The organism is Streptosporangium sp. H13245, from assembly GCF_055690525.1.
Window position 1 is genome coordinate 54,092 of record NZ_JBSZKT010000028.1, and the last position, 20,330, is coordinate 74,421.

The window sequence follows — 20,330 nt, forward strand, 5'->3', positions numbered from 1 at the left end:
TTCCAGGGCGACGTGTTTTGGGGCGACCGGTGAACGCGGATTCGTACCGGCCGCATCGAACATGCCCGCCCACGCTCCCTGACCTCACCCTGGGACGGCCACCGTCAAGCCCCGGCCCGGCCGGGTCACCCGAACGGCCGGGGTGCCGTCGATCACCATCGTGACGCCTCTTCCCGATATGCCGGGAACCTCACGCGTGCTGGGAGGAAGCGGGCAAATCCTCCAGGGGCGTCTCGTCGACACCTTCGCCGCCTTCGATGTCGGCGAGGCGCTCCGCGATGTCGGCGACGAGTGCCGCCTCCGCGTCCACCGGGTAGAAGTGGTCTCCCGGGAAGGTCCGCAGCTCGAACCCGAGGGCCGCGACGCGGCTCCAGGCACGCATCTCCCCCTGGCTCACACGCGGGTCGTCCGTCCCCAGGTATCCGGTGATCGGGGCGGTGACCAGCGGGGTGGACGCGGGCCGGTAGGCGTGCAGGAGGTCGTGGTCGGCCCGCAACGCGATCATCGCCAGGTCCATCAGCTCGGGGAAGCGCAGGAGCGTCGGATCCGCGGCGGCGGCCTGCTCGGCGAGCTGACGGTCACCGATGGGGATCCTCCGCGCGTCGTCCGCGCACAGGTGCGGCGCCGCGTGCGCCGACACCAGCAGCGCCACCGGAGAGATCCGGTGGTGTCCGGCGAGCCTGACCGCGACCTCGTACGCGACCACGGCGCCCATGCTGTGCCCGAACAGGGCGAGCGGCCGGTCCGCCAGGGTGACCAGGGCCCGGCAGACGTGGTCGACGAGGGGTTCCATGCGGTCGATCGGCCGCTCGTTGACGCGGTTCTGCCTGCCGGGGTAACACACGGCGGAGAGCTCGACGTCGGCGGGCAGCCGGTCCTGCCACCCCCGGTAGGACGCCGGGGCTCCCCCGGCGTGGGGGAAGCAGACGAGGCGCAGGCGAGGCTCGGTGAGCGGGCGCCGCCTGCGCAGCCACATGCTGGAGTCGGCCGGGATCGTCTCGGTCATGGAAGGTCGTTCCTTTCGAGGACCGCGTACGGGCCGACCGTCTCCGGTCCTTCCCCGCCACCGGCCCGAGGGGTGCCGTCTTCGCTCGCGGGGGGCTCCGCGCCCGCCGCCGGGCACCTCCCGAGGGCCGCGATCCCCTCCCCGGGACTCGGCCCTCCGGGGAGGCTCTCCCCGGTGAGCCCGCGGTGGCGGCGTTCCGTGTCACGGGTCGTCCCCACGTCGTTCCGCCGATCCCGGCTGGTCGACGGCACCGGCGCGTCCCCGGTGTCGCGCCGTGCGCCGGGGGCGAACGTGTCGAGGAGGGCGCTGGCCCCGTAGCGGGTGGGCCCGAGGATCCCGGAACCCGGGATCCCGAGATCGGGAGCGCCCGGCCCGGGGGTGCCGGGACTTCGGGGACCGGGGCCGGGGATGCCGGGACCGGGAGTGCCGGGGCTCCGGGGACCCGGATCTGGGCTGCCAGGACCGGGGATTCCAGGACCGGGAGTGCCCGGACCGGGGATTCCAGGACCGGGGACGGCCGGGTCGGGAAGGCCGGGGCCGGGAGTGCCCGGTCCTGGGAAGCCGCGTCTCGCCGTCCCGGCGACCGAGGTGCCACGGTCGCGGGCGCCGTGGGCGCCATCCGTATCGTCGGCGCCGCCACCTCTGCGGGTCATGTCGGCGCCGTCCGCGTGCGTCGCGTTCACCTCTGTCGTCCTTTCCGGCGGCACCGGCCGCGCCGCCAACCGCTTCGAACCCGTGCCCGCTTCCCCTCAGCGGTGGTGGATGGCCGCCCGGCGGCTGCGGAACTGTTCGGTGAGCACCGCCACGTGCTCACGCCGGTAGCCCTGGTCCATCGCCCTCAGCACGCGCTCGCGCATCACCCCGAGGTAGGACTGGTCGATCCCCGCCCGCTCCGCGATGCCCGCCAGGTTGTTGAGGACGTCCAGGTGCGAGGTGAGCGGAGCCTGCTCGAAGGTGTAGTCGCGGCGCGCGATGAGGCCGAGGCCGATGCCGATCGTGTTCTGGAAGCCGGGGTCGTAGAGCGGCACGGACTCCGCGAAGTCGTTGAGGGGGACGCCCATGCTCTCCGCGATGGCCGAGCATTCGAGGAAGCCGTTGACGAACGCGTAGTAGAAGGCGCTGGAGACGACCTGGTAGGCCTTGGCGTAGGCGGGGTCGGGGCCCAGGCGCACCTGCTTGCCGGACAGCGCCTCGGTCACGCCCGCCAGCTCCTTGAAGTCCTCGGCCGCCCCGCCGTAGACGGTGAAGCAGTCTTCGGTGCCGATGGCGTCCGGGTAGTTGAGGATCGCGGCCTCCAGATATCTGCCTCCCGAGGCCTCCACCCGGTTTCGCAGGGGCGCGACGTCGTCGGGGATGCCGCTGGCGTTCTGGACGACGAGCCTGCCGGAGAGGTCGGCCGCGGCCTCGTCGAGGACCGCGTGGGTGATCTCGTAGTTGAGCAGGCACATCAGCACGATCGGGGAGGCCTCGATCGCCTCGGCCGCCGTCGTGCGGAGGTGGACGTCCCTGCCCGCGAGCCTCGCCGGGCGCTCGGGCGTGCGGTTCCAGACCGAGACCTCCAGGCCGGAGTCGGCGCAGGCCCGCACGATCGCGGAACCGATCACGCCGGTCCCGATGACCGTCACATCCGTCATGTCACTGCTCCATCCTGGTGAAGGTCATGACGACTCCGCCGACCTCGGCGGCGTCCGCCCACGCGGCGAAGGTGTCGAGCAGCCGCGCGGTGCCGGACGCGCCGTCCCCTGCCTCCGGCCGCGCCCGGTGCTCTCGCAGCCCGCGCGTGAGCCGGGAGAGGGAGTCACGCACGTTCTCGGTGATGTCGACGAGTTCCGTGGCTGCCATCCCGGCCCGCCGCGCGGCCGACAGGTGGTCTTCCGGCGCGTCGAGCGACACGGCGTTCAGCATGGCCAGGTAGGGGCCGACGCGCTCGCGGATCTCCTCGGTCAGCGGGACCCGCGGGTAGGGGGTCTCGACCACCAGGCGGCCCCCCGGCCGCAGGACCCTGGCGATGCTCCGGTAGAGGGACTCGACGTCGAAGTGCGGGGTGACCTCGAAGGCCAGCACCGCGTCGAACGAGGCGTCGGCGAACGGCAGGTCCAGAGCGTCGACGCGCTGGAACCGCACCATCTCGGCCATGCCCTGCGCCGCGGCGTGCTCGGCCCCGTTGCGCAGCGCCTCGCGGTCGATGTCGATCGCCACGACCCGCGCGCCCAGGGTCCGGGCCAGGCGCACCGCCGGGCGGCCGTTGCCGCAGCCCACGTCCAGCACCCGGGAGCCCCGGCCCACGCCCAGCCTGGCCACCACGAAGTCGGTCATCCGCTCCGTGGCCTTCAGGATCGACGTGTCGTCGTGGGGATCCGCCCAGAAGCCGTGGTGCCGGTCGGGCCCGACGGTCTCACCCACCAGCGCCGCGAGCTCTTTGTAGATCGACTCGATCTCCGAGGACGGCGAGGGGCCGGTCCTGACGTTTCCCGCGTCCATCCGGAGTCCGGAGTCGTCACCATCCAGACCAGAAATGAGAGACCTCCCTAACCAGAAAAACGCGATTTACCCCGATCATCATAAATCGCCGGTCGCGCCAATCCGTCGGCCGCTCAAAACATTAGCAGCGGGCGCCGACACAGTCGATGACCCCGGATATTGGTTTCTCACCAGACAAGGTCAACATTTTCACGGATATCAGCGCTGACGTCCTACCCTTTCACCACAAAACCATTCTTGAGCAAAGGGCACCCAAAACCAGCGACCCCCTTCTTGGCTTTTTCTTTTCCAGCCTGCGGATATTTCGATCATTCCGTCGAATGGCGAATCAACAGTCATCGGCATGATTTCTCGTGAAATAAGCATTTTTACCGGTAAAGCAGGATGACCGGCAGGCAGGTGGGCCCGCCTCCCGTACGGGCCTCGACCGGGGGCGGCGACCTCCCGCAGGCCCCGACAGCGGCGCACGGAGCGTCAACGTGGCGTCAGCGCTTCCGGCATCCCCGTCTGATTTCCGTAGAGATAGCACCGAAAAGCACCATCAAGGAGATAACGTCACTTTCGTACGAGTTCTCATCAGGAGGAAGTCATGTCGGAAGTCCCGTTATACGTACCGGTCCGTGAAGGCGCGTTCAGCTTGTCGCTGCGCCTGTTCAGGACCGATTCGGGCAGGAGGACGGCAGCCGCGTTCTCCTCGCCGATGCGCCTGACCAAGGTGCTCGGCACCGGCCAGCGCTGGATCAGGCTCACCGAGCCCGCGCTCCGGCACATGATCGAGGAACTGGACGTCACCGGCATCGTGATCGACCCCGCCGGGACGACGGCTCACCGGGCATCCTCCCGGGCCGCGTGATGTGCGTTCTCACACAGGACGTTCTTACGCGGGACGTTCTCACGCAGGACCCGGAATGCCGGGAAACCCCCGCGCTCACACAGGACCGGGAACGTCAGGAAACCTCCGCGACGGAGAGCGTACGGAGACACCGGCCGGTGGGTCGGCCCGGACGTCCCGGGACGTGACGTCAGACGGCCTGCTGCGAGACGGCGGCCTCGGGGCGCAGGTCGGCGAGGCTCAGCCGGTGCGCGGGCTCGTCGGGCAGGACGACACGGCGGGCGGGGCTGAGGCCCGGTCCGATGTGAAGCAGCTCGCCGGGCTCCATCGGGCACCAGTCCGGATGGTCGTCCATACGTTCGCTGGCGACCACGAAGGCGGGGACGTCGGCCAGATCGCTGGAGCGGACGCGGATACGGCCGTCGGTGCCGCTCTGGTCGAGGTGCCGACCACCGTGGCACCCACCGGCGGCACGCTGGAGCACGTACAGATCGTGGGTGTCGGGGTAACGCAGCGCCCACAGCTCCTGCGGGGTGGTGAGGACCAGGTTGAGGGCGTAGACGGGCAGGTTCCCGGCGACCCAGCGGGCGGCGGCCTCGATACCGGCGGCGACGTCGCCGCCGTGCGCCCTGATCTCACGGGTGATCAGCGCGAAGAAGCGCTCGGAGTCGGTCTCCCCCTCGACCAGCCTCCGGTACTCGCCCAGCTCCGCGTCGAGGTCGTCCAGCCCCTCGATCACCCCGTTGTGGGCGAGGAGCCGCCCATCTTGCAGGAAGGGATGTGTGTTGCGTTTCTCCAGGCCACCGGTGGAGGCGAAGCGGACGTGGGCCAGGAAGGTGGCCGACTCCGCCCGCCTGGCCTCCTCCGCGAAGCACCGGTCCTGGTAGGCGGCGAAGGGAACCTTGTGCACCTTCGGGGTGCCGTCGGTGTCGAAGTACCCCAGACCGGTTCCGTCGGGATAGCGGTGGCTCTGCTTGCTGACGCTGTCCGGCGCGTCCAGGAGCCAGAAGGTGGCACAGGTACGCCGAGGCGCGCTGCTCAGGCCAAACAAACGGCACATCCCGACGTCTCCTTCTCCCGTCCCGGCGACGCGCGTCGCCCTCGGGCCCGCCCGGTTCTCGGGAAAGGTCTGGGCGGGCACCGGCCCGCCACGCTCACGCGACGGGACCGGGCCGCCTCAGAGACATCGTCCATGCCCTTCCCGGGTTGACCAAGCACCGTGAGCTGGCGTTTCCCCTTGTACGGGGTATCCCGCCACCGCCCCCGGATACACGAGGCCCTCGCCGCGACCGCCCCCGTACGGGCTCGGGACCGTCAACGAGCGTGGCCCTCGAAGCGGCTTGAGCTCTCGGCACGGCCTGAACCTTCGGCACGGCCTGAACCTTCGACGCGACCCGAGCTTTCGGCATGATCCGATGGGAGCGTGCCCGGCCGGGAGCGCGATGCCGACCACACGTACCACCCGCGCCACACGTGCCAGGTGACCGCGTAGCAGGCCAGGACGGCACCGCATCCGACCGTCCCGCCCAGGATCACGCAGCGCACCAGGTCGTACAGGCTCACCGCGGCACGATCACCGGTCCCCAGGATGACCGCGCCGACCGTCGTGGCGCCCGCTCCGGCGGCCAGGACCCACCCGCGCGCCCGTCCCGTCACGCCGGGCCAGCGTCCCGGCCGTACGGCGGCGCGTCGATACCACAGGGCGAACCAACCCGCCAGGACCACGAGCCCGCCCAGCGAGCTGACGTACATCACCACGTTGAACACCCGGTGCGCCCCGGCGACCGAGACGCGCATCACCGGCCAGTGCACCACGGCGAAGCCCCCCACCTGGGTGAACCCGTCCCACACCAGGTGCGTGGCGACACCGGCCAGCAGCGCGGCCACCACCGCGGTCCAGCGCCAGGACGGCGCCCGGTCGGGCAGCCGTGCGCGCAACCCGTCCGGGGCCAGCGCCGTCAACGGCGCGCGCAGCAGGAGGTGGAAGACGACGAGCACCGCGACTCCCGCGGGCAGGTCCACCAGCAGCGCGCCCGGCCAGCCGTGGGTGGTGTCCGAGGAGAAGGGCGACGGCAGGTAGTACGGCAGGTCGGGCACCATCGCGCCGACCGCCAGCGCCGAGGGGGGCAGCCGGCGCCGCAGCGGCAGGATCGCGACGACGTGGCTCAGCGTGAAGGGCATGCCCCATTGTCGAGGCGGGCGGCGATCACCTCAGACGGCCGAGGCGGTGGAAATGTCGGCGGGCCCTGCCAGGATCTCGCCACCTGACCAAACACCTGATCTTGGAGATCCACGCCATGGAAGCGAAGGACATCCGTCCGTCCGCCTGGGACGCGGTACGCGAGCTCGTCGACACCGGCGACGTGGCCGGGATCGTGAAGACCGTGACGGCGCTCGACGGCGCCGGACGGCGTGAGGTGGCGCGCGAGCTGCCCGGATATGTCACGGTGCTCCAGCAGAGGGACCAGCGGTTTCTCGCGGAGTACGAGGCCGGGCAGGAGCGGGCGCGGCAGGCCCGGCACGCGGAGCTGCTGAGACAGCGTGACGCCGGGGAGATCTCCGAGCACCATTACCAGCAGGGATGGTTCATGGCCTGGAACAACGACGACTGGGAGGGGAGAGAGGACGCCCCCGGGGGAGACGGCTGGCGCGAGCCGATGCGGGTCGCGGGCGCGGGCACGATCGGCGGCGCCGCGGCCGTGGTGACGTGGATCAACCGCAGGGAGTTCGAGCGCTGGGACCCCGCCGGTGCCCCGGTGGACGGCGAGATCGAGCCGCTGCTCGAGGTGATCGCCTCGCGACCCGCCGCGTGGCAGGCCGACCTGGCCGTACGGATCGCGCTCCGGCTCCGTCCCCGGCGTCGCCGCGCCCTTCGTGACCGGAACCTGCCGTTGGCGCTCGCCCTGCTCCGCCGCACCGGCGCCACCCCGCCCGCGCACGACCCGCTCGTGGTGGGGTGGGTGTCCCGGGAGGCCAGGCTCGGCGAGCTGCGGGACGATCCGCTGTTCGATCATCTGCTGCCTCGGCTCTTCGAGGCCGAGGGCGTCGGCCGGGCGCTGCGGGACGAGCGATCCGGCCCCGGCGACAACACCTCCTGGCTCGGCTCGCTCCACGCCCTCGCGGCCGAGGGCCGGGTGCCGCGCAAACTGCTGCTCCACGGCTGCCGGAGTCGCTTCCTGCGCGGTGGCGAAGGTCCCGACCTGCGGTTCTTCGCGCGCCTGCACGAGCTGCTCGACCCCACTCCGGCCGAGATCGAGCCGCACGCCGTCGACTACCTGCGGCTCCTGCCCACCGCGCCGGGCCCGGTGGCCGAGCTGTCGCTGAGGCACGTGCGCCGGCTGACCGGCCTCGATCCGGCGGACGTGGTGGAGGCGCTGGAAGGGCTGCTGTTCCGCGCGGAGGGCGGGCTGGTGCGCGCCGGTCTGAGCTGGCTGGAGGAGTCCGTGCGGCGGTCGCCCGGCCGGGCCGACGAGCTGGCTCCCGCCCTGGCCATGGCGTTCGGCCACAAGGCGCGGGCCGTACGGGAAAGGGCCGTGCGCCTCGCGGTCCGGCACGCCGCGCACCTCACCCCGCTCGGCGCCGAGATCCTCCGCGACCGTACGGGCACGCTCGCGCCCGACCTGCACAACCGGCTGGTCGCGGCCATCGGCGGCGAGCGCGTCGAGGAGCCCGCGCCCAAGTCCGCGCCCGCGCCCGAGCTCGAGCCCGAGCCCGAGCCCGAGCCCGCGCCCGAGGAGGTCTTCGTGCCACGGCAGTTGCCCTCCCCGCGCCGTCCCGTCCCGGTCATCGCGCCGCCGAGCACGCCGGACCACCTGGTCGGCATATACCCGCGCGACGGCTGGCAGGCGGCCGAGCGCCGCCTGTCCGCCCTCGTCCGGCTGGCCGCGCGGGACAGGGAGTCACTGCGCGCCGCCCTGGCGCCGCTCGCCGCGCGCGACGAGGAGCTCCTGCGTCCGGACGAGTGGCGGAAGCACGAGAACTGGATGAGCGGCTACGCGGCCGAGGTGGCCGAGCCCGGACGGAGGTACGACCCCGAGGGCTCCCGGGTCGCCAACCAGCTCCGCCGTAAGCGCGGGCTCCCGCCCGTGGTGTACCAGGAGGCCGACCACCTGCCGGAGAGCAGGCGCGTCTCGCCGCTGCACCGCTTCGTCCTGCTCCGCCACGCGGAGATCTTCGACGCGCTGCGAGCCGGGACCCTGCCGCCGCTGCTGCTCGCCACGCCGAGCCTGTCCAACGGCGTACTCGACCCGGCCGAGCTGGTGTCCAGGCTGGAGATCCTGGAGGAGGCCGACGCGACGCCGCTGCCCGCCGACCTCCAGCAGGCGCTGCTGAGGCTGCCCCGCCGCGTCGACCCGGCGATGGTCGTACGGGCGGGGACGCTGAGGTCGGAGGCGGGGCGCCGGGCGGCCCGATGGATGGCCGAGGGCGGGCTGCCCGACCCCGTCGTACGGGTGACCTGGTCGGGGGAGGACGACGGGCTCGGTTCGCGCGTCTGGATGGTCTGCACCGTTCAGGCCGCCCCCACCGGCCTGCCGCTGGTCGACGAGCTGCTCGCCGACCAGCCCCGGCACGTCAACCCCGTGGGGGACGGGCACCTTGGCGGGATGATGGACTGGTGGGCCGCCGTCCTGCCCTCCCACCGGGAGGTCGTCGCCGCCCACCTCGTGCCGCACCACCCGGTGCCCCGCTGGAGCGCGGCGCTGGACTCCCCGCGCCTGGTCGACCTCGCCGCCGCCGAGGGGCCCGCCGGACGGGCCGTCGCCGCCCTGCTCGCCCACCGGATCTTCCCCGAGCCGCCCGTCCACGACGACAGCCTCCTCGCGTTCACGGTCCTCCGGCAGATGGCCGCCGCCGGAGACCTCCCCGCCGAGGAGATCGGCGCGGAGCTCGCCCAGCGGGTGCTCCGAGGGGAGATCACCCCGAAGCTCCTGACGGGCGCCCTGGAGGCCGAGGCCGAGGGCGGAGCCCACCGTGAGATGTGGCGGGTCCTCGCCGCGGCGCTGCCCTCCCTGCTCCCGGCCACCGGCGACCGCCCCACGGCCGCCCACACCGACCTGGTCACCCGAGCGGCCCGCCTCGCCCGCTGGGCACAGGCGCGGGGACGGATCCCCGCCCTGACCGCCCTCGCCGCACGTACGGGCCGCGACCGCGTCCTCCAGCACGCCAGGGTCCTCGACGACCAGCTGGCGTCACCGGCGGCTGACTGACGCACCGTCGTGGGACGCCGGGAGACCCCGTCGTACGTGACCGTGAAAGCACATCGGCGGATCGGGTGATGAAGAGTGACCGCCGATCGCGTCCGAAGGGTTTCACATGACGGGAAGACCATCGTGACCACGATGTCGTGGACCGCTCGTCCGGCGGACGACGCCGAGGTCGTCCGGCTCTCCCTCGTCGAGTCCGAGCGGTTCAGCGCGATCTTCGACCTCCACTTCCACGAGATCCACCGCTATGTCGCCCAGCGGCTCGGCGCCGACAGCGCGGAGGACGTCGTGGCGGAGACGTTTCTCACCGCGTTCCGCAAGCGGGCGCTCTACGACCCGTCGCGTGCCGGCGTACGGGCGTGGTTGTACGGCATCGCGACCAACCTCATCGGCAAGCAACGTCGTGTCGAGGTGCGCACGCTGCGCGCGCTCGGGCGCCACGGCCCGGATCCCGACTTACCCGGGCACGAGGAACGGGTCGCGGCGCGAGTCAGCGCGGAGAGCCTGCGGCCGAGCCTGGCGACGGCCCTGGCCGGACTCCACCGGCGAGACCGCGACGTCCTTCTCCTCGTGGCCCTGGCCGGGCTCAGCCACGAGGAGATCGCCGGCGCCCTCGGCATCCCGTACGGGACCGTCGGGTCACGCCTGAACCGGGCCAGGAAGAAGCTGCGCGCCGCGCTGGGCGGTACCAACCCCATGCTCGAACCCGAGGAGACCGATCGTGGATGAGCTGGAGAGGGTTCGCGAGCTGTACGGCGAGCCGCAGGCCGACCCGTTCCTCAAGGCCAGGGTGTTCGGGCAGTTGGAGGCCGAGCCCCGGCGCCGCCGTCGGCGGTTGCCGTGGACGGTGGCGGTGACCGGCCTCGCCACCGCGGTGGCGGTGGCGGTGGTCGTGGCCGTGGTCGTTCCGGCGCTGGACGAGAGCCGGGTCCCGGAGGTCTCCGGCCGGTCGGTCCTTCTCGCGGCGGCCACCAGGGCGGAGGCGGATCCCGCGACGACGGGCGCGTACTGGCGTGTCAGGAAGTTGCACCGCAGGACGCACCCGGAGCCGCTGGGAAGGGGCGAGAACCGCTACCGGGTGGTGGAGTCGTGGCTCACCGAGCAGTGGGCCGCCGGGGACGGCAGGATCTGGGCCGGTTCCCGGACGCTGGGGGCGCGTCCGGGGAACGAGTCCGACACGGAGGCGTGGCGCCGTGACGGGTCTCCCACCGAGTGGCCGGGCGCGGCTCCGTCATGGAGCCCGTCACAGAATCCTTCGGGAAGCGGGGAAGGAGTGCTGTCCGCGTCGCCGGGCGAGGGCCTGTTGAAGGCCGTCACCGGCAGGGCGGCCTTCAGTGTGGCCGGTCACGATATGACCTTCGAGCAGATCCGGGAGCTCCCGGCTGACCCGGCCGTCCTGAAGGACCGGATCTCCGGGATGGTGCGAGGTGCGCCGGGCGGCCCCGACGGCGGTGTCCTGGCGGACGCGCTCAGCGGTCTGCTGTGGAGCAAACCGTCGTCGCCCGAGGTGCGGGCCGCCGCCTACCGGGCCCTGGCGGAGCTGCCGAACGTCCGCTACCTGGGGACGGCGACGGACGAGCGGGGCAGGGAGGGGGCCGCGTTCTCCTTCACCGTACGAACCTCCGCTCCCGCCCCCGTACAGCGGACGCTGATCATCGACGTCGCCAGCTCCCGGGTGCTGTCCTCGGCCGACACCGGCGGCCCGGGGACCGTGGGGGACGAGGTCGAGGTGCTCCTGGAGGCGGGCTGGACGGACGACACGCCCACCCCGCCCGTACTCCCGTAACCGCCCGCCGTCCTCGGCCCGCGCCGATCCGACCACCACCGTTTGGAGGGACCGCTTGTTTCGGCGCGCCCGCCGGGCCTTCGGCATGCTCGCGAACCGTCCCGCCCCGCTCTCCCCCGCGACCGAGGACGGCCCGGTCGTCTACCCGGCCGACCGGTTCCCGGCGATCAAGGTGGACGAGGTCATGCGGGGCCGGGTCACGTTCGTCGGCCTGCCCCCCGTCGACCTGGGCCCGGACATCGACTGGCGCCTCGACCCGTACCGGAACCGTTCCTGGACGCTGAACCTCCACGCGATGAGATGGATGGGACGGCTGGTCGGGGAGTACGAGCGGACGGGGAGGCGGGAGTACCTCACCCGTGCCGTGGAGATCGCCGGTGACTGGGTCAAAAAGAACCCGCGCGGCGGGACCGGGGTCAGCCCCTGGGCCTGGGCCGAGCATCCGGTCGCGCTGCGCGCACCGGCCCTGGTCTGCCTCAGCGCGTACGTGCGTGCCGCCTGGCTGTCCGACAGCCTGGTCGAGCACGCCGGGATCCTGTCCGACCCCGCGCTCTACCGTCGCGGCCACAACCACGGCCTGGACCAGGACATCGCGCTGCTGGCGATCGGCTGCCGTCTCCGGCGAGAACAGTGGAGGGACCTCGCCATCCGGCGGATGACCGAGTCGGCGGAACTCTCCATCGACTCCCAGGGGGCGCTGCACGAGCAGGCGCCGAGGTACGGCGTCTACGTCCACCGGCGTCTGGGAACGGCCATGGAGGCGATCGGAAGGTGCGGGGCCGAGATCCCCGAGGGCCTCGCCGCGCGGCGGACGTCACTGGAGACGTACGTCAGCCATGCCACCCAGCCCGACGGCCGCCTGGTACCGATCGGTGACAGCCCGGCCGACACGCGCCCCGAGGGTTTCCCGCACGGGGAGGACACGGTGAAGGTGTTCGACGGCGGCTACGTCTTCGGCAGGACGGCGTGGGACGACCCGGGATCGGCCCACTACTCGATCAGGTTCGGCCCCGGGCGCCGCCTGCACGGCCACGAGGACCACCTGGGCGTCACCTATCACGCCCACGGCCGGGACATCCTGGTGGAGGCGGGCTTCCACTCCTACGAGAGGACGGCCTACCGGGAGTGGACGGCCTCCCCCGAGGCGCACAACGTTCCCGTCGTCGTGGGTGCCGCCTTCCGCGAGGGTACGGCGACCCGTCTCGCGAGCTCGTCCATAGGCCGTACCCGCCAGTCCTACACGCTCACCGACGACGCGTACGGTGTCAGCCGCACGCGTACGGTCCTGGTCGGCCACGGCGCCGATCTGATGGCCGTACTGGACACGGTCCCGGCCGGGTCGGCGCTGCGCAACCTGTGGCACCTCGGCCCGTCGCTCAGGGTGGTCTCCAACCGCGACGGCAGGGTGGTACTCGCCGACGGGAGCTGGCGGGCGACGCTGCTGCAACTCGCGGTGCCCTCCCTCCGGCCGATCGGCGGCCAGGAGGTACGGGCCTGCGCGATCTCGACCGGTTACCTCAGGAAAGCGGACACGGCGACGGTGCTCTCCCCTCCGGCCACCTCCCTGCTGACTCTGATCGTCCCGGGCACCGGAGACGCGGAGGTCACCTTCTCGGAGGGACCGGGAGGCTCGGGGGGCTCGGGGGGAAAGGTGACCGTCCACACCCCCGGCGGTCCCATCTCCTTCGCGCCCTCACTCGACCTCCCGTGACGGCCACCGGATCACGGCCCGCCGGACCGGTAACCCGGTGGCCGTCCGACGTCCGCTCATGGCACGGTGTACCGGTGTCCGATCTCATCAGAACGCCCCGCTCGGTCGCCGAGGCCGTCGCCGCCGAGCGGGATGGCGAGCGGTTGCGCTACCTGTTCTTCTGGGGCCACCGGCCGCCGCGTGACGGCGAGGTCGGCGCCGGATGCCTCAGCCAGTGGTGGGAGGCCGCCTTCACCTCGGAGGGGCACGACTTCCGGTCGGCCGAGCACTACATGATGGCGCACAAGGCGTGGCTGTTCGGTGACGGCGAGACCGCCGCGCGGATCCTCGGCGCCGAGCACCCCGGCGAGGCCAAGAAGCTCGGCCGCGAGGTCCGCGGCTTCGACGGGGCCGTGTGGGACGAGCACCGCTACGAGATCGTGGTGCGCGGCAACATCGCCAAGTTCGGCGAGCACGCGGAGCTGAGGGGATTCCTGCTCGGCACCCGTTCCCGCGTCCTGGTCGAGGCCAGCCCCGTCGACCGGATCTGGGGCATCGGGCTCACCGCCGACGACGAGCGCGCCGCCTCCCCCGCCACCTGGCAGGGCCTGAACCTGCTCGGCTTCGCCCTCATGGACGCCCGCGACGCCCTGGACACCACACCGTGAAGGCGACCGCGTCTCCACCCCGCACACGCGAGCACGAAAACGGCGTCACCGCGTCTCCGAACCCGCGCGGTAACGGTCGGATAATGGGCCGCCTCCCGCGTGAGGCCCGCCCCTACGATCATGCTTCATGATGATTCGCACATTAGCGACCACCGCTGGGGTGTTCGTTCTGTTATTTACTGGTACGGCCAATGCGGCCGGTACGGCCACCGCTTCCGCCGGACCCATCGTCGGGGTCGGCGAGCTGACCCACAACCCGCTCTACAAGCAGGGCCGTCTCGCCACCGTCCCCTGCAAGGCGGCCAAGGGCACCACCAAGGCCTCCGCGACGAAATACATCAACAAGATCGTCCGCTGCCTGGACTCCGCCTGGCGCGACACCATCGAGGACTTCAAACCGGTCGAGCTGAGTATCAAGACCAAGGTCGAGGGCGGCCCCTGCCTCACCCGCCTGGAGGTGGCCGAATCCTTCGCCGCCACCTGCATCGGCTTCATCCAGGTGCAGCTCGGCTCCGACTGGATCAAGGCCAAGTCCGACCAGGCCATCCTCGTCGAGATCACGCGTGCGTACGCCGGAGTCGTCCAGAAGCGCGCGGGCATCAGCGAGGCCTGGGGGGCACTGCCCGTCCGCGACGAGCAGGACGGTGGCGTGGAGCAGACGCACCGCTTCTACCTGCAGGCCGACTGCCTGGCCGGGGTGTCCATGAAGGTCCTGGGACGCTCGGCCAAGAACTGGAAACCCCTCCTCACCGCGGAAACGCCGAAGGAATACAGCAGATTCGACTGGTACGGCAAGCCCGCCAACCGTCTCCACTGGTTCGAACAGGGCTATAAATCAAGAGGTCCTGGCGCCTGTAACACCTGGAAGGCCCCCTCCTCGAAGGTCGCCTGACTCCTGTCAGCGCACCCCGGACACGAGCACGGCGGTTCCGGACCACGAACAGCATCGCCGGGCAGGCCGAAACCGTGAAGATCAGCTGACCTCTGTCAGCACACCCCGAACACGAGCACGGCCAGAACGGCCCCGGACCACGGACGACATCGTCAAGCAGACCAAAACCATGAAGATCACCTGACCCTCGTCAGCGCACCCCGGACACGAGCACGGTGGTTCCGGAGCACGGACGGCATCGTCAAGCAGACCGAAACTGTGAAGGTCACCTGACCCTCGTCAGCACACCCCGAACACGAACACGACGGTTCCGGACCACGAACAGCATCGCCGGGCAGGCCGAAACCGTTCTCGGCCGTCTCACCACCGCCGGAAACACTTCGTCGAGCGCCGAAGTGTTTCCGGTCTAGCGTCGGCCGCGTGAGACTCTCGCCGGACACCGGCCGCCAGACGGAATCCCCCACCCCGGCCCAGACAGGCGTCGGCGTCGTGTCGTGGTCCCCGTGGCGTAAGGGGGATGCCGAGCGAGCTTCGAGCCCGGCCCGGACAGGCACCGGCGTCGTGTCGTGGTCCCCGGCTCCACACACAGCCAGCCGGGCCCTGCCGCCGGAACGGCTCCTCACCGGATCACTGGTTTCCGGGGCGCTTGGGCAGGTACGCCGCGAAGCACGGCCCTCGCGCGCCGCCCGGGCGGGCACGGACGCCGATTCCGCGAGGGATGAGACAGCGTGATGCCGTGGGAGATGCTCGCCGTCTTCGCGGCGGGTATCGGCGCCGGAGCCGTCAACACCGTCGTCGGCTCCGGGTCGCTGATCACCTTTCCCGTTCTGCTCGCCACCGGCATGCCGCCTGTCACCGCCGCGGTCTCCAACACGCTCGGTGTGATCCCCGGCTCCATCAGCGGAGCCGTCGGTTATCGCGCCGAACTCGACGGCCAGGGCCGGCGCATCTTGAAGATGAGCGTCGGCGCCCTGCTCGGCGGTCTCGCGGGCGCGACACTTCTGCTGGCCCTGCCCGCCACGTCGTTCGAGAGGATCGTGCCGGTCCTGGTGGGCCTCGCCCTCATCCTGGTGCTCCTCCAGCCCCGGATCGGCGAAAGCGTGCGGCGGCGCCGCGAACGCACCGGCAGTCCCGCCCACCCCGATGGCGGCCCGCTGCTTCTCACCGGACTGACACTCGCCAGCGTCTACGGCGGCTACTTCCCCGCCGCCCAGGGAATCATCTACATGTCCCTGATGGGCGTGCTCCTCGACGAGACCCCGCAACGCCTCAACGCCGTCAAGAACGTCCTCGTCGCCGTCGTCAACACCGTCGCCGCGCTCTTCTTCCTCGTTTCCGCGGATTTCGACTGGACGGCCGTCGTCCTCCTCGCGACCGGTTCCGCCTCCGGCGGCCTGATCGGAGCCAAAATAGGCCGCCGCCTCAGCCCCGCGATGCTACGCGCCCTCATCGTGGCAGTCGGCACCGTCGCCATCGCCCAACTACTGCGCCCCTGACCTCCGCACCACCGGGACGCGGCCTCATAACCAACCCCGACTAAAAGCGGAACCTGGGAAAAGACCGGACTCACACTCCGCCTTACGCCCCGACGTACCCGCGTACAAGCACGCAAAAATCGCCCTGGACAACCGAACACGACGAAAGTGCCCATAGCCGCGAACGCACAGGCCAGGGCGCTTTTCGTGTGGTCACGGAGGGTAGGGCGGGCGGGACTCGAACCCGCGACCCAGGGATTATGAGACAGGTACGCACCGAGCATCACCTAGGCGTTCTAGCTGCGCAAACACCAAACGCACCACTTCCGCACTCCCCACCCGGGAAGGCATTGGGAATGATCAAGATTTTGAACTCCCATGAGGAGGTCCGAGCTGGGTGTCCCGCGCGTGCGGGCCGACGAGACGAATGCGCGGATCTACAGCTCCTGCGCGCAACGTGCACTCGTTGCGCGCAGAAGCTATACAAGTTGCCATAGCCTCGATGAGATGTCCTCTTCGAGGGAGCACGATGAGTCAGGGCCAGGACCTACCCGCCTACATCCGCATAGCAGATGACCTGCACACTCGGATCAGGAGTGGCGAACCTCCGGCTGGGGGCATGCTGCCATCCGAAGCTTCGCTTATGCGCTTCTACAGCGTTGCTCGCGGGACCGTACGGCAAGCCCTCGCCGAGTTGGAGAGCCTCGGACTGGTAGCGAGCGAGATGGGCAAGGGCAGGCGAGTCGTAGGGGAAACAGCTGGCGGGCGTGGCCCCATTGCAGCGCGATACGAGGCCATAGCCCAGTCTCTTCGCGGACAGATAGAAGGTGGATCGCTCGACCAGGGGCAGCGTCTTCCCAGCGAGGAAGCTCTAGCCGAGCAGTTCACCGCCTCGAAGGGCACCGTACGGCAAGCACTCCAGGTGTTGGCGAGCGAAGGAACGGTCACGGCGGTTCACGGAAAAGGATGGTTCGTGGGCAGTGCACAGACACCGCTGACCCGAGCCGATGAGGTTGCCCATCTTATCCGCGAACAGATCGTTTCCGGTGATATCCCGGTGGGCACCCCTCTCCCCGGAGAAAACCAGCTCGCCCAGCGGTATGAGGTTGCGCGCGGCACCGTAAGGCGCGCGATTGCGGCCCTGGAGGCAGAAGGCCACGTTGAGAGTAGACGCGGGCAGGGACGGATCGTTACCAAGCGCACAGCTCAACCAGATGACAGCGAAGCAACCGTAACCCCAGCGAAGAGGCTCCTTACGTGACAACAGCCGACCCGGCCGCCCTCCCCTTCACCGTCATCGAAGCAAGCAAGACACTGAGCGAGGCATGCCGTAGGAGCGGTCTACAGAGCGAAGGGGCACGACTGATTCGCCTTGGCGAAAACGCCATCTTCGATCTCCCCTCCGAGAAGGTGATCGTCCGAATCGCTCGAAGCGCCGAGGTGCTCGCCGACGCGACCAAAGAGGTTGCCGTTGCGAAGTGGCTACGCGATTCGGGACTGCCCGCCGCCGAACCCACCGATCACGAACAACCGATCATAGTTCGCAACCGACCTGTCACCTTCTGGCAATTCATTAATGACAGCGGAGAAAAAGCAACTACAGGCGACCTCGCCCGTATCCTTCGGCAACTTCACCACCTTCCCGTTCCTCCGGACCTCCCCTTGCCTAAGTTTGACATCTTCGGAAGGGTGACAGAGCGCATAGCAAAAGCCGATACACTGCGCGACGAGGATCAAGAATTTCTCATTAAGCGATTGTCCGACTTGCGAGAGCAGTACAAAAATCTTCATTACCCGCTTAAGTTCTGCGCTGTCCATGGTGACGCCCACCAGCAAAACCTAATAAAGTCGACTGACGACGGAATATTCCTCATCGACTTCGAACGGTTCGCTTTCGGCCCCCCCGAATCCGATCTAGCTGTAACCGCAACAGAGCATCTTATCGGCTGGCATACTCCCAATGACTATTCGAGCTTTGCAAAGTCGTACGGGTTCGATGTCATGGAGTGGGAGGGCTTCACGGTTCTACGCTCAATCAACGAACTCAAAATGACAACCTGGCTTATGCAAAACGTCAATGAGAGCGACAAGATCGCTCGCGAATTCCAGATACGCCTGTCATCTCTTCATAATGACGACACACCTCGCGCATGGAGCCCGTTCTAGACCTTGAGGGATGGGTATTTCTGAGAGACCAGCTCACGAAACGCCGTTACTTCACTATCGGTTCGGAATGGTTCAAGCTCTGCACACAGGTCGGAAACGTATCGAAGGTAGCGCCCTGATTTCAGGGAGCCCGCAAGCTCTATCGCCTGCGTAGCCAGTGTGACCGCTTGCCCCGGCTCTCCTTGATGAATGTACGTCGCCGCTTCAACGAACCTGATAAATGCTAAGGTTCTGACGTAGACAGGGTCAGTCAGTTCCAGGCAACGCCCAACGAACTCTTGCGCCACACGGGCGTTTCGCAAGTCACGGAAGCAATGGGCTCCCTCACCCGCTAATTCAGCGTCATCAAAATAGCTGATCCATTCGGGATCATCGAAGATGTTTCGTCCTTCAAAGAGCTTCTCAGCTTCACGCAAAGCCTGCGAGCACGATGGATCGTGACCACTACCCGCGTGCGCCCTGGCTTCCATAGCAAGGAAACTGGCCATTGTGGTGGCGCTCGCGACTCCCTTAGAACCCTCCTGGGCTGCACGCGCCAACTGCACGGCTTGACTGAAGTTTCCCAGGTAATTCGCCTGATGACTCATGTTACCCAAGATTCTCCCGCCCATCATGCGGTCATCGGCAGCTTGAGCGAGACGCAGAGCTTGAATCAAGTATCGCTGAGCGAGACCATGACGGCCTATGTCGTACGCGGTCCAACCAAGGAGCTGGGCGACCTCAGCAGCAGCGGAGAACAGCATCCGACCAACCGGCTCCGTGAACCTTCCTTCCAGAAGAGGGCCGACCTCCCGAACGTAATATTGAGCTAAAGACGCGCGAGCATGACCACCCCCGTACTGAAAATCCAGCTTCATGAACAGTTGGGTAGTCGTACGGATTGCGACTACGTCGGACTCCCCTACCGACATCTGCGCGCCAGCTCTTACGGGCAAAGGTTCTGCCCTGGACAGCAACCATGTAAGAAGCGGCTGAACCCAGGCCGTAGGAACAATGGAAGCTTCTAAAGCAAGTGGATCGTCTGCCAGATCTCTCCGGGTGATGCCAAGGAGCCGCGAAACGGCATCCGGAACGTCATCTGAGTACTCAAGTCCTCTCTCAAGCGTTGCAGGCGTGACAACACCCGCCATCTCAATGTCTTCGAGCGAGAACCGAACCGCGGCCTTACGACTGAGCGCCTCTGCAATGAACCTGGCGGTCGACGGGCGAGGTTGGACACCATCAAGCCACCGCTTGACGTCCACATGCGTGCATCGGAGTATGACGCCTTCTTCTTGGGCGACGAGCCGAACGCGCTCCGCGAGCCTCTTATTTGAGCAATCGGCCCTGCGCATGGCATCAGCCAAGCCGAGATTAGGCACGCGAGACATTGCTACCTCCGTCATTGCCGACAAAGTCAGCATGACTCAAGCCAAAGCCACTAGACCACCTATTTGCCCAAAATCCTCCGGCCTTATTTTCCCTGGTCAAGCCCGCAATCACCCCCTAAAAGCACCCAGGCACCCCCGCAATCACCCTGCCCACCCCTCTTGAGCATGAGGTTCTCTGGTCTCAGCAAGAGTCGATGAGCCAGCACAGCGGGACCTCTCCAGAAAACAGGACCCTCAAGCCTTGACTCCCGACGACTGTACATGTTCTATATCTTACAGGACCTGTTCAGCAGATCCGTAGACCCGAGAGGGAGTCCGCTCGATGATTCCGACCCCGAAGCCCCGTCGCCTTCTCCCCATCCTGGCCGTGATCTTGGCTCTGTTCTTCATCGTTCGGGAGCCGGTTAACGCTGCGGCATTCGCGATGGGCGCCTTCAACGGCCTGATGACGGTGGCTGGCCAGCTGGCGACTTTTGCTGGCGCTCTCGGCTGATACCCCCACGAAAACGGGGCTGCCCTCCTCATCCGCGAAGACGTAAGGGCAGCCCACTACTCCGCAAGGGAGCACAACCATCATGACCCGTCTGTTCAGCGTGGCCAAGTCCGAGGTGTGTACGTCGGACTGCCGCAACGGTCAGATCCGGAACCCCGGTTCCGGCCCCTACCCCTGCCCCCTCTGCCAGGGCAACAACAGCGCGAACGGCGCCAAGCAGTGATCCGCCTGCCCGGCGCACGGCCCGCCCCGCTGCTCTGCCCGACC

General features: G+C 68.9%; 19 protein-coding genes. 12 read left to right on the plus strand and 7 right to left on the minus strand.

What is annotated here, in order from left to right:
* Window positions 1–190: 190 nt before the first annotated feature.
* From ACW9TB_RS29085 to ACW9TB_RS29100, 4 genes are all read right to left on the minus strand, one after another.
* Window positions 191–1,006: a thioesterase II family protein gene (locus ACW9TB_RS29085; protein WP_472751263.1), complete on the minus strand. Its 816-nt coding sequence runs from the start codon at window positions 1,004–1,006 to the stop codon at window positions 191–193.
* Complete coding sequence (locus ACW9TB_RS29090; protein ID WP_472751264.1) at window positions 1,003–1,689, minus strand: hypothetical protein; 687 nt, start codon at window positions 1,687–1,689, stop codon at window positions 1,003–1,005. The genes ACW9TB_RS29085 and ACW9TB_RS29090 overlap by 4 nt, the downstream gene beginning before the upstream one ends.
* Before the next feature lie 66 nt (window positions 1,690–1,755).
* Complete coding sequence (locus tag ACW9TB_RS29095) at window positions 1,756–2,640, minus strand: NAD(P)-dependent oxidoreductase (protein WP_472751265.1); 885 nt, start codon at window positions 2,638–2,640, stop codon at window positions 1,756–1,758.
* 1 nt (window position 2,641) lies between these two features.
* Window positions 2,642–3,487 (minus strand): methyltransferase domain-containing protein, encoded by an 846-nt coding sequence (locus ACW9TB_RS29100; RefSeq protein ID WP_472751266.1) that lies wholly within the window; start codon window positions 3,485–3,487, stop codon window positions 2,642–2,644.
* A gap of 589 nt (window positions 3,488–4,076) precedes the next feature.
* On the opposite strand from ACW9TB_RS29100, the gene ACW9TB_RS29105 reads away from it, so the two are divergent.
* A complete protein-coding gene (locus tag ACW9TB_RS29105) occupies window positions 4,077–4,340 on the plus strand; it encodes an SAV_915 family protein (RefSeq protein WP_472751267.1) in 264 nt (87 codons plus the stop codon).
* A 169-nt stretch (window positions 4,341–4,509) separates the two neighbouring features.
* Here the strand turns inward: ACW9TB_RS29105 and ACW9TB_RS29110 are convergent, their stop codons facing one another.
* Together ACW9TB_RS29110 and ACW9TB_RS29115 are read right to left on the minus strand one after the other, a co-directional pair.
* Window positions 4,510–5,379 carry a class II glutamine amidotransferase gene (locus ACW9TB_RS29110; protein ID WP_472751268.1) on the minus strand — a complete coding sequence of 290 codons (870 nt, stop codon included), beginning with the start codon at window positions 5,377–5,379 and terminating at the stop codon, window positions 4,510–4,512.
* A gap of 254 nt (window positions 5,380–5,633) precedes the next feature.
* On the minus strand, window positions 5,634–6,500 hold the full coding sequence (locus ACW9TB_RS29115) for a DUF4184 family protein (protein WP_472751269.1): 867 nt from the start codon (window positions 6,498–6,500) through the stop codon (window positions 5,634–5,636).
* Window positions 6,501–6,616: 116 nt separating this feature from the next.
* Between ACW9TB_RS29115 and ACW9TB_RS29120 the strand changes: the two genes are divergently transcribed.
* The 9 genes from ACW9TB_RS29120 to ACW9TB_RS29160 all read left to right on the plus strand — a co-directional run bounded on the left by ACW9TB_RS29120 (window position 6,617) and on the right by ACW9TB_RS29160 (window position 18,200).
* On the plus strand, window positions 6,617–9,526 hold the full coding sequence (locus tag ACW9TB_RS29120; protein WP_472751270.1) for a hypothetical protein: 2,910 nt from the start codon (window positions 6,617–6,619) through the stop codon (window positions 9,524–9,526).
* Between the two features lie 132 nt (window positions 9,527–9,658).
* Entirely contained in the window at window positions 9,659–10,252 is a 594-nt protein-coding gene (locus ACW9TB_RS29125) for an RNA polymerase sigma factor (RefSeq protein WP_472751271.1), read from the plus strand.
* The gene (locus tag ACW9TB_RS29130; RefSeq protein ID WP_472751272.1) at window positions 10,245–11,309 is read left to right on the plus strand and encodes a CU044_5270 family protein; all 1,065 of its coding nucleotides are present in this window, start codon (window positions 10,245–10,247) and stop codon (window positions 11,307–11,309) included. Before ACW9TB_RS29125 ends, ACW9TB_RS29130 begins: the two co-directional genes overlap by 8 nt.
* A 55-nt stretch (window positions 11,310–11,364) precedes the next feature.
* A complete protein-coding gene (locus ACW9TB_RS29135; protein ID WP_472751273.1) occupies window positions 11,365–13,020 on the plus strand; it encodes a heparinase II/III family protein in 1,656 nt (551 codons plus the stop codon).
* A 74-nt stretch (window positions 13,021–13,094) separates the two neighbouring features.
* Window positions 13,095–13,667 (plus strand): NADAR family protein, encoded by a 573-nt coding sequence (locus ACW9TB_RS29140; RefSeq protein ID WP_472751274.1) that lies wholly within the window; start codon window positions 13,095–13,097, stop codon window positions 13,665–13,667.
* 127 nt (window positions 13,668–13,794) lie between these two features.
* Window positions 13,795–14,559, plus strand: coding sequence for a hypothetical protein (locus ACW9TB_RS29145; RefSeq protein ID WP_472751275.1), 765 nt, complete (start codon window positions 13,795–13,797; stop codon window positions 14,557–14,559).
* Between the two features lie 731 nt (window positions 14,560–15,290).
* Window positions 15,291–16,055, plus strand: a complete 765-nt coding sequence (locus ACW9TB_RS29150) for a sulfite exporter TauE/SafE family protein (protein ID WP_472751324.1) — start codon at window positions 15,291–15,293, stop codon at window positions 16,053–16,055.
* A gap of 508 nt (window positions 16,056–16,563) precedes the next feature.
* Window positions 16,564–17,295 (plus strand): GntR family transcriptional regulator, encoded by a 732-nt coding sequence (locus tag ACW9TB_RS29155; RefSeq protein WP_472751276.1) that lies wholly within the window; start codon window positions 16,564–16,566, stop codon window positions 17,293–17,295.
* Entirely contained in the window at window positions 17,292–18,200 is a 909-nt protein-coding gene (locus ACW9TB_RS29160; protein ID WP_472751277.1) for a phosphotransferase family protein, read from the plus strand. The genes ACW9TB_RS29155 and ACW9TB_RS29160 overlap by 4 nt, the downstream gene beginning before the upstream one ends.
* On the opposite strand, the gene ACW9TB_RS29165 is transcribed toward ACW9TB_RS29160, so the two are convergent.
* Window positions 18,197–19,444 carry a hypothetical protein gene (locus tag ACW9TB_RS29165; RefSeq protein WP_472751278.1) on the minus strand — a complete coding sequence of 416 codons (1,248 nt, stop codon included), beginning with the start codon at window positions 19,442–19,444 and terminating at the stop codon, window positions 18,197–18,199. The genes ACW9TB_RS29160 and ACW9TB_RS29165 overlap by 4 nt on opposite strands.
* 448 nt (window positions 19,445–19,892) lie before the next feature.
* On the opposite strand from ACW9TB_RS29165, the gene ACW9TB_RS29170 reads away from it, so the two are divergent.
* Both ACW9TB_RS29170 and ACW9TB_RS29175 read left to right on the plus strand, forming a co-directional pair.
* Entirely contained in the window at window positions 19,893–20,063 is a 171-nt protein-coding gene (locus ACW9TB_RS29170) for a hypothetical protein (RefSeq protein WP_472751279.1), read from the plus strand.
* A gap of 82 nt (window positions 20,064–20,145) precedes the next feature.
* On the plus strand, window positions 20,146–20,286 hold the full coding sequence (locus ACW9TB_RS29175; RefSeq protein WP_472751280.1) for a hypothetical protein: 141 nt from the start codon (window positions 20,146–20,148) through the stop codon (window positions 20,284–20,286).
* The last annotated feature ends 44 nt before the right edge of the window (window positions 20,287–20,330 follow it).